This window comes from Streptomyces sp. NPDC044061, assembly GCF_056434305.1.
Genome location: NZ_JBWKFL010000113.1, coordinates 1 through 7,496, shown reverse-complemented (window position 1 = coordinate 7,496; position 7,496 = coordinate 1). Strand labels below are relative to the sequence as shown.

The following is a 7,496-nucleotide window of genomic DNA, read 5'->3' as shown; positions in this document are numbered from 1 at the left end:
GATGTCTGGGTAGGTCACTGGTTCCTACTTCCGTCGCAAGTGTTACGCCCGTTTAAACCCGCCCCACAGCACCATGACCGCCCCCACAACCACCCACCCACGCCGATCGCTGTATTGGTCGGACTTCGACCTAGCCACCCGGTTCTCCCCCCTACCGGACTAGAGAGATCTCGATCAGACGGAGGCCGGAAAGGCCGATCAGCTCGCCGAGCGCATGTGAGAACTCCTGGGCATCAGAAACCCGCACCGCATGCGCTCCGAATGACTGCGCCAGCTGAACGAAATCAGGATTGGTCAGTTCAGTGCCGCTCACGCGTCCCGGATATCGGCGCTCCTGGTGGTCGCGAATGGTCCCATAGCGGGAGTTGTTCACGACGACGACGAGGATGTCGAGTCCGTACCGTGTGATGGTCGCGAGTTCCTGGCCGGTCATGAGGAAGCAGCCGTCTCCGGCGAAGCTCACCACTCGGCGGTCCGGGTGCGCGAGCGCCGCCGCAATGGCCGCCGGGACGCCGTAACCCATCGCACCGCTCTGCGTCGCGACCTGCGACGGGAAACTGGTGAAGCGGTGGTATCGCTGCGGCCAGGCTGTGTAGTTGCCCGCCCCCGTCGTCAGGATGACGTCGTGGGGCACGTGCTTGTCGAAGACGCTCATCATTTCCCCGCCCTGCTCGCCTACGGGTCTGAGGTCCTCTTCGTCGATTTGGCGCCGCAACGCTGCACACCACGCTTCCCGTGTCGGGGTACGACCGAGGTCGTCCGGCAGTGCCGCTAGGAAGGCGTCCGGAGCGCTGACGACGCCGACATCGGTGGGGTGGACACGTCCGATCGCGTCGGCGTCCGGGTATACGTGCACGACCACGGGAGCGCTTCCTGGATCACCGCCGAACCGGACGTCCGCCATGGTGAGAGCGTCTGGCCGGGTGCCGAGCAGCACCACGACGTCAGCCTTCGCAATTCGCTGTTCCAGACCCGGAGTTGTCCGCAGACCGAGCGTTCCCACGTAGGCCGTCGAGTCGTTGTCGATTACGTCCTGGCAACGGACGGCCGTCACGACCGGCACTGCCGATGACTCAGCTAACGAGCGCAGGCGGTCCCGCGCCTCTGCAGTCCAGCCGCATCTCCCCGCAACGATCACCGGGAAGTTGGCCGTCCGGAGCAGTTCCGCGACTCGGTCGGTGTCTGTCCGGTGCGGGTACGACCGGGCAGGGTGCCGGTGAGGGACTACGGGCACATCAGTGTGCTCGCTGAGAACATCCTCCGGCAAGACCACAACCACCGGCCCAGGCTCGCCGGACACTGCGGTACGCAGGGCGCGCGCCACGAGATCAGGAATCCGGTCGGCCAAGTTGATCTCGATGACTTCCTTGGCCAGCGTACCGAACATCGCCGAGTAGTCGATCTCCTGAAAGTCCCTGTTGCCCCGACTGCGTAACGGCACCTGACCGACGAACAGCACCATCGGGCTGGCATCTTGCGAGGCGACGTGCACACCGATGCTCGCGTTCGTCGCTCCCGGACCTCGGGTGACAAAGCAGATGCCCGGGCGTCCGGTCAGCCGGCCGTGGGCCGCGGCCATCATCGCGGCACCGCCCTCCTGGCGGGCAACAATCATCTCGAGCTCGTCTCGGTGTTCGTAAAGACCGTCGAGAACAGCGAGGTAGCTCTCGCCTGGGACACCGAAGACCCTGGTGACCCCATGTGCCATCAGCTGTTCGACGACCGCATGGCCACCGAGACGCATTTCGGGTGTGTTCATGTTCGCCAAAGCCCTACTCGGTGACATCTCGTTCCCTTCCGCAACCTTTCCATCTCGCGGTGTTGCCGGAGTTTTGTTGTGCCTGACGAGTCGAACAGCGTGCGGCCGACCACTGGTAGTCGTGGGCTGTCACAGCCGTGAAGCACTGCGGCGGGAGCCCGAAGTGCCGGATAGCCGAGGCACGCGATCAATCGAATGCCTACCTGGCCCCTCCCACGATCCTGATATCGAACCCCCCGGCGTCCACCGCCCTACGGTAAGTCTCCTCGTCGACCTCGATGCCGAATCCGGGCGCGGATGCCAGAGTCAGACAGCCCTCGGCGAAGCGGTAGCCAGGTGCCTCGAGGCCGGGCACGCGGGCTGGGTCCCACTCGACATACCGGAAGCCGTTGAACGCCCCAGCGAGGTGCCCCGAGACGTAGTTGCCGAGATACTGCCCGAAGTGATGGGGGGCGCTGCCTGCACCCATGGCGTCCAGGCTGGCCCCTGCTCGACGCCAACGGCTGAACGAGGCATCCAAGATGTCCGCCTGGACGACGTCGAGGAGACCTCGTTCAGCCAGCTGGCAACCCTTATCGAGGGTTGCGCTTTCCCCATCGGCTAGCTCGACGCGCAGGCCCGCATGCTCGATCCAGGCGCGCAGCGCTTCGAGCAGTGCCTCACGCTCGTGAAAGGGCTCCTCCAGCCAACCGAGCCCCAGATCAGCCGTTCGGTCCAGGAACTCCTGGGCTGTGTTCAGCGTAAAACCGTTGTTGGCATCCGCTAGCAGCACGCAGTCTGGCCCGATCGCCTCCCGGACAGCCTTCATGACGGCTACGTCACGGTCGAGGCCTGCGGCGGGGTTCATCCACCGTGCTCCTCTTCCCACCTTGATCTTGAAGGCCCGATGACCTGCCGCGTACGAAGCGGCGGCTTCGGCTGCCACCACTTCCGCTCCGCGGGCGTCGGTCGCGCCGTCGGCATCCGGCAAGAGCTCGTCGAAGAAGAATGATGTGTCGTAGCAAGCCACGGTGAGGGGTTCTAGGCTGGAGGTCACCGCGCCAGCACCAACCAGTTCGTAGACCGCCATCTTTGCCTGGACGCCGGCCAGGTCCCACAACGGGTAGTCGAGGGCAATCCAGGCTTCCCGCGTACCCGCTTCTGTCGAGAAGAGGGTCTCGACGGGCAGGCCGACGGCCTGGTAGGCGAGGTCCATCAATCGGGACCGATATTCCGAGGACGTCGCCCACCACGAATTACACGTCGGCCCGATGCCCTGTGCCCCGTCGGTGGTGGTGACCCGGGCGAGCGGCACACAAATGGTGGCGCCCCAGTCGGACCCATAGGAGGTCTTTCCGAGCGGGCGCGGCCGTGTTCCCTCAAGCACGCCCCACTCGATCCTGGCAATCCGGGAACTCCCGCTAGCAATCTTCATAGTTGTTGCCTTTCGCTCAGGTCTTTTAGTACGCAACGAGGCACTATAAGCAACCCGCACCTCAACTTTTCACCGTTCCAGAGAGAAGGCCAGCCATGTAGTAGCACTGTGGGATTACCAGCGGAACCAGCACTTTCGTGCGGATGGCCCACGCGCTGCCGCCGTCGACCACTGCGAGACTCCTCCATCTCCCCCAAAATTTGGCGCAAGCTGTTGTGCTCACGTCGTCCATCGAGCCCTCGGCGATGAACTGCTCGATTCCGATGTCGCCCATCCCCACCGGAGATGAACCGGCGCGCATCGCAGTGACCGGCTTTGTCGGCTCCTCTTAATCTGTGAAACCCGTCGAGGGCCGCCGCGCATCGCCTCGGTCCTACTGATTACAGAAACGGAGCCGCACTGGGCGGCCATTGCTCGCCCCGGCGGCAAGTGATACGGGGAGACCTCACGTGGTCAGCTTGATGACACGACATTCCGCCCCAATAGGTCGTGGGTATGGTCCACGACGGCGTGTGGTGAGCGCCGCGCGCGGAGCAGGCGTGTGCGGAAGTGGTGAGGAGAGGGTCCATGGCGATGCCGTTCCAGTACGTGGAATGAGGTATTGCCTAACGGAACGGCGATCACGCTAAGCGTGCAACAGGAGCGTGTCAATGGTTAGAACCAGAACCACCGGCGAAAGCTCTCGGCCCCTCCACGGGCAGGAGCCGGCGCCTCCAAGCATTGGATGTGATGGGTGGTCACCCTCATTTCAAGATTGGTGCGTTGGGTATCGGTGGCACCCGGAATCAAGACGTGGCTGGGCAAGCACCCCGCTTCCACGTCCACTTCACCCCGACCGACCCCTCATGGATCAGCCAGGTCGAGCGATGGTGGTTCGGCCTGCTCACCACTTGAAACTGCACCAGGAACTGGTCCTCCAACGGATCGCTGCGCCACCTTCAAAAGACACCAGCGGGTGCCGGCACGGGCGTACTGCGGTGGGTCACAGTCAGTGGCCCCCTCTTTGCCGCTTTCATGCTGACGGAGTCGATTGGGCACCGCGACCAGTCCAAGTCGCCTCGACCACCCAGCTCGTCGAGGAGGACTCGGTGCAGCCGAGCCTAGACGCGATCCACGGCTCCACTGAGCAAAGCCTCGGTAGATGGTAGGCCATGCAGGACCGAAGACCGTGGCAGCTGCCGCCAAGTGCAGCCGGGACTGGCTATGAAGATGATCGCGGCCAGGGCCTATCAGTCACCCGCACGACTTCGACCGCCGCCCTGCGGACGCTTGATCTCCGTCGGCGGCACCACCCGCCGGAGCGACACCCACAACTCGTCAGGAACCAGCCGCTCGACCAGTTCTGCCACGAACCACTCAACGAACGGTGCTTAACGCCGCGGTCTGTTATGTGATCGACTCGCGGACACTGTGCCTGCCATGCGACGTGCGAGCTGCGATACCACGAACCGGTACACGCTCGTGCCCACCATCCATGCTGCAGCGCATGTCAATCGAGCAGGTCAGAACCATCCTGAGACAGCGACAGGTCGGCGTCGACGGTTCTCAGCCGAGCTGGGCCGAGATCCTGGCTGCGGAATGCCTTACTGAGTCGGTCCACGTCAGTAGCTGATCGCGCGGGACGAGGAATGCGACGGTGGATACGCTGACGCCGCCAATGATGGTGCCTGCCCTCGTTCGCAGGGGGGCGGCCAGGCAGCGGATCGTCTTCTCGTTCTCCTCGTCGTCGAGGGCGAAGTCCTGGCGGCGTACTCGCTCCAACTCGGCACGCAACTGGTTGGGTTCGGTGAGGGTACGCTCCGTTTGCGACGGCAGTCCGACGCGGCGAAGGTAGTCATCGAGGGCCGCAGGGGTCAGGCCGGACAGGACACACTTGCCGATAGCGGTGGAGTGCATTGGCATCTGCATGCCGATGCGGCAGGCCATCTGGACGGCGTGGAAACCGGTCAGCTTGTGGGTGTAAGTGATGCTGTGACCGCTGTGCATGGCCACATGCACTGTCTGACCGGTGAGTTCGCGTAGGGCGCCCAGTTCCGCGTTGATGGACATGTCGTCATCGATGGCCGCCGCCCCTATACGGGCGGCGAGGGCATGGAGGCGGGGGCCGGGCGCGTAGCTGCCGGCACCGTCTGAGGCCAGGAAGCCGTTGGTCACCAGGGTCTGCAGGATTCGGTGGGCGCTGGCCTTGGGAACGCCCGCGTCCGCCGCGATTTCACCGAGACGTCGTGGGGCTCCGAATGCCGCGGCCTCCAGGAGGTTCAGTGCCTTCTCGGTGGCGTTGCCCGCGTCCGAGGCCCGGCCCCTGCGGTAAGGCAGCGCCGCCTCCTGTCCATGGAGGGCCCGGGAGCTTTCATCGGTGGTTCTGGTTCTGCCCATTGACGCGCTCCCGTCCCACGCTTAGCGTCTGATCACCATTCTGTTAGGCGGCAAGCCATTCTACATAATGGAACGGCGTGGCGCCATGGCCCCTCTCCTCACCGCTTCCGCACAGCACCTTCTCCCGCACAAATTGGGCGGCCTCGGTTCGTATCGTCCCTGCTCTCTGTCCTACCGGACGCTGCCCTAATCCGGACCGACGGCATCCAGGCGGAAGAGGTCCGGACGTACCTGGATCGGATGCGGACTGTCCCACGACCCGGCAGGTCTGGCCCGGCTCTTCTCTTCGGATGGTCTACCGACTCCTATGACGTCCTACTCATGGGCGAGATCGTCACCGAGTTGCACTGCCAGGGACCGCAATCCGCGACATTCCCGGTTTCACGTCCAGGCCTCATGCGGCACTGGAGCTCATCAGGCCGGTCTTCAAGCGCCGGAAAAGCGCCACCCGTCTGCGCGCCAAGCGCCGACGGGTTCACCTCCAGAGAAACCAGCAATAGCAACCACGACACGTGTCGATGCACATCGTCGATACGCATCGCCAAGGAGAGGACCCAATGAAGCGAGCCTCAACCATCGCCCGCGCCGGTCTGGCCCTCGCGGCCCTCGCGGTCCTGACCGGCTGCAGTGGGAGTACGAACGGGTCCAGTAGTCGGTCAGTCACAAAGATCTCCGAGATGGACTACTACACCAGCGACAGCGGCCCGGTCGTCGATGCCCTCAGTAATTGCACGGCCAAGGCGGGCGTCACGCTTGACCGCCAGATGGCCCCGAGCGCCTCATACCCCTCGAAGGTCCTCCAGCAGGTGTCGTCGAAGACGCTCCCGGACGTTCTCATGCTCAGAGACGCGAACGTCCAGCAGATCGCGGCGACGGGGGCGCTCGTCCCGCTGAGTGACTTCAACATCAGCACGGGCGGCTTCGCGCGGGGCGTGCTCCAGAACGGCACGTACAACGGCAAGGTTTACGCCCTGGCCCCGGCGGTCGACACGCTCGCCCTGTTCTACAACAAGGACCTTCTCGCGAAGGCCGGCGTCCAGCCGCCCAGCACGTGGGATGAGTTGAAGGCCGCAGCCGCGAAGCTCACCACGGGCAGCCAATTCGGAGTGGCATTCAGTGCCCCCGCGACGTTCGTCGGCACGTGGCAGTTTCTGCCGTTCATGTGGAGCAACGGCGGCGATGAGAAGAACATCGACACGCCCCAGACCGCAGAGGCCCTTCAGCTCTGGACGGACCTCGTAAAGTCCGGGTCGGCGTCGTCGGGCGTACTGAACTGGCAGCAGGGAGACGTGGCGGACCAGTTCATGGCGGGCAAGGCTGCGATGATGGTCAACGGGTCGTGGGAGGTCCCGGAGCTCGATAAGGTCTCCAGCCTCCACTACGGAGTGGTCAAGATCCCCATGAAGTCGGCCTCGGACACGGCGGTCGCACCGCTGGGTGGCGAGATGTGGACGGTTCCGCGGACCGGTAACAACGCCAGGCAGGCCAAGGCCGCAAAGGTCGTCGAGTGTATGAATAGTGACGAGGTGCAGCTCTCCATCGCGAAGGCCTGGGGCTACGTTCCGTCCAAGACGAGGCTTGCTTCTCAGTTCTCCGTTGAGAATCCCCAGCTCGCCGTCTTCACGGACCTGCTGAAGTCGGCACGCGCCCGTACCGGCGAGCTCGGCGTGGACTGGCCCAAGGCCGAGGCCAAGATTTACACGGCTATCCAGGCGGCGCTGGCTGGCAAGGCCTCGCCCTCGGAGGCGCTCCAGCAGGCCCAAAGCAATGGCTGAGCAGGCAATGGCGGAGCCGATGACGACGACCATGAGCCGGCCAGCGATCCGCTCCGCGGAATCGGCCAATCTGCGACGGCGGGGCCGGGAGAGCTTGTTCCGGTGGCTGTTCCTGTTGCCCGCTGTTGTGTACCTGGCCTTGTTCTTTGCCTATCCGGTGGTGAAGAACTTC

General features: G+C 64.3%; 4 protein-coding genes and 1 pseudogene. 2 read left to right on the top strand and 3 right to left on the bottom strand.

Annotated features, from left to right (window positions below; genetic code table 11):
* Nucleotides 1-151 precede the first annotated feature (151 nt).
* The 3 genes from AC07CM_RS49825 to AC07CM_RS49815 all read right to left on the bottom strand — a co-directional run bounded on the left by AC07CM_RS49825 (nt 152) and on the right by AC07CM_RS49815 (nt 5,549).
* A complete protein-coding gene (locus AC07CM_RS49825; RefSeq protein WP_478883195.1) occupies nt 152-1,759 on the bottom strand; it encodes a thiamine pyrophosphate-dependent enzyme in 1,608 nt (535 codons plus the stop codon).
* A 199-nt stretch (nt 1,760-1,958) separates the two neighbouring features.
* Nucleotides 1,959-2,954, bottom strand: coding sequence for an enolase C-terminal domain-like protein (locus AC07CM_RS49820; RefSeq protein WP_478883194.1), 996 nt, complete (start codon nt 2,952-2,954; stop codon nt 1,959-1,961).
* 1,764 nt (nt 2,955-4,718) lie between these two features.
* Entirely contained in the window at nt 4,719-5,549 is an 831-nt protein-coding gene (locus AC07CM_RS49815) for an IclR family transcriptional regulator (protein ID WP_478883193.1), read from the bottom strand.
* 677 nt (nt 5,550-6,226) lie between these two features.
* Between AC07CM_RS49815 and AC07CM_RS49810 the strand changes: the two genes are divergently transcribed.
* On the top strand, nt 6,227-7,324 hold the full coding sequence (locus tag AC07CM_RS49810) for an ABC transporter substrate-binding protein (protein ID WP_478883192.1): 1,098 nt from the start codon (nt 6,227-6,229) through the stop codon (nt 7,322-7,324).
* A pseudogene (locus tag AC07CM_RS49805) lies at nt 7,317-7,496 on the top strand (sugar ABC transporter permease); the annotation flags it as partial. The gene AC07CM_RS49810 and the pseudogene AC07CM_RS49805, both read left to right, overlap by 8 nt.

Excerpts from the sequence above, each read along its gene's own strand:
- AC07CM_RS49825 (WP_478883195.1), bottom strand. The coding sequence starts at position 1,759 with ATGAACACACCCGAAATGCGTCTCGGTGGCCATGCGGTCGTCGAACAG.
- AC07CM_RS49820 (WP_478883194.1), bottom strand. The coding sequence starts at position 2,954 with ATGGACCTCGCCTACCAGGCCGTCGGCCTGCCCGTCGAGACCCTCTTC.
- AC07CM_RS49815 (WP_478883193.1), bottom strand. The coding sequence starts at position 5,549 with ATGGGCAGAACCAGAACCACCGATGAAAGCTCCCGGGCCCTCCATGGA.
- AC07CM_RS49810 (WP_478883192.1), top strand. The coding sequence starts at position 6,227 with ATGGACTACTACACCAGCGACAGCGGCCCGGTCGTCGATGCCCTCAGT.